At 48.0% G+C, this 1,726-nt stretch carries 3 protein-coding genes and 1 pseudogene; all 4 read left to right on the forward strand.

Annotated elements, in window-relative coordinates:
• Positions 1 to 209 precede the first annotated feature (209 nt).
• The gene (locus JX325_RS16250; protein WP_204792080.1) at positions 210 to 353 is read left to right on the forward strand and encodes a hypothetical protein; all 144 of its coding nucleotides are present in this window, start codon (positions 210 to 212) and stop codon (positions 351 to 353) included.
• A 383-nt stretch (positions 354 to 736) separates the two neighbouring features.
• Positions 737 to 922, forward strand: a complete 186-nt coding sequence (locus JX325_RS16255) for a hypothetical protein (protein ID WP_204792081.1) — start codon at positions 737 to 739, stop codon at positions 920 to 922.
• Positions 923 to 1,109: 187 nt separating this feature from the next.
• The gene (locus JX325_RS16260; RefSeq protein ID WP_204792082.1) at positions 1,110 to 1,409 is read left to right on the forward strand and encodes a hypothetical protein; all 300 of its coding nucleotides are present in this window, start codon (positions 1,110 to 1,112) and stop codon (positions 1,407 to 1,409) included.
• Positions 1,381 to 1,726: pseudogene (locus JX325_RS16265) on the forward strand (DUF2800 domain-containing protein); the annotation flags it as partial. The gene JX325_RS16260 and the pseudogene JX325_RS16265, both read left to right, overlap by 29 nt.

Consider the following 1,726-nt stretch of genomic DNA (forward strand, 5'->3'; position numbering starts at 1 on the left):
CTGTAAAATCAGACCGCCATATTTAGCCCGGATGCCGAGTCGTAGCAACTTTCTAACAAAGGATGAACGGTGGGAAAGAGGTTAGCATAATGGGCTTATCAAAATTAGCCGCCAAGTGTCAGACGTGTCCGTTCGTATCCACCTGTGGCCATAAGCGGATGGAGGAGGTTGGGTTCCTTATTCCGTCCGTACCAGCGGAGCAGCCGAGTATGGATATTTCGCGGGGCGATACCATCGTTGATCGGATCATTCAAGCGGCTCAGCGGTCGTTTGAGGAAAGTGTACGGACGGCGTTAAAGCTGGAAAAAGCATTTGAGGAAGCGAGGGAATTGGAAATGCGGAGATTGAAGTAAGTTTAAGAGTACGATTTTGGCCCGGTCTTGTCTATCTTAGAATAGAAATATTTCTAACTTAGGATAGGATTCGGGCCATTTTCGCGGTTAAATCTGCTCCTACTTTTGGTAGTTCCAGGTCATATTTTCTGGCCACTTTTGCAGCGGATTCTAAAGGCTCACGAAAGAGTGAAAACGGCCACTTGTCCACTTTTTCCGGCCATTTGGCCACTTTTGAAACCCCAAAGTGGCCAGCAAAAACCCAGTGTTTTCAACGGTTTGAGGGCTCTCTGCCCACTTCGCCCACTTTTTCTCTTAAGTAATTGCGATAAAAAATTTAAGGTATATAGTCATAAGGCCTCAAAAGAGTGGACAAGTGTCCAAAACGGACATGAGGAGGTTTTATGAGCGAGAAAATCACATGGGGCGATATTTACAAGGACTTCAAGACCCGGCTGCCTACTTGGGCGAAGCTGGTGGTCGATTATCGTCCGTACGACTACATGACCATCGTCGTATATTTTGCCGACGGTTCGAGGATGCTATACGATGGTCTGCAAAAACTGCCCCGACTTCTGGTGACGGCGTGACCGCTGGGATTTGATGGAAATGAACCATATTTTGTGAGAGCCTGTGTTTAAGGAACATGGGCTCTTCTTTTTGCGCTGTTTTCCGGCACGCGAAAAAAACATGCCCTTTTATGAAGAGAGAGGATAAAAGCGCCATTTTTGAAAATGACACACTTCCTCTTTTACTTTTGGAAAGGAGGGTCCGCTTATGGCGAGAAGTGCGCGGTTGGAGAGTGGGTTTCAGGATCGGTTGATTGCGAAGCTCAAAAAACTCTTTCCGGGCTGCATGGTGTTCAAGATGGATCAGATACAGGGTATCCCCGATCTTCTGATTCTGTACGGAGCCAAGTGGGCCTCCCTGGAGTGCAAGAAATCCGCGAAAGCCAAGAGACAGCCGAACCAAGAATACTATGTGGGGTTGATGAACAGCATGTCCTTTTCTCGTTTCATCTCCCCCGAGAACAAGGAGGAAGTATTGCGTGAACTTCAACAGGCACTCAAACCTTGAAGGCCAACACGCCTTTCTCGGCGCGAGTAAGTATCACTGGATCAACTATGACGAAGACAAGGTTGCTACGGCCTTTCGTAATCATATCGCGACTCAGCGGGGGACAGAGCTTCACGATTTGGCCGCCCGTTTAATCTTACTCAGGCAGAAGCTGCCAAAATCGCAGAAGACCTTGAATATGTATGTCAATGACGCGATTGGCTACAAGATGACCCCGGAGCAGATGCTCTACTATTCAGAGAACTGCTTCGGTACCGCGGATGCTATCTCATTCAAACAGAACGTGCTCCGTATTCACGACCTCAAGACCGGCGAGA

The sequence above is a fragment of the Oscillibacter sp. CU971 genome (assembly GCF_905219725.1).
Classification (GTDB): domain Bacteria; phylum Bacillota; class Clostridia; order Oscillospirales; family Oscillospiraceae; genus Oscillibacter.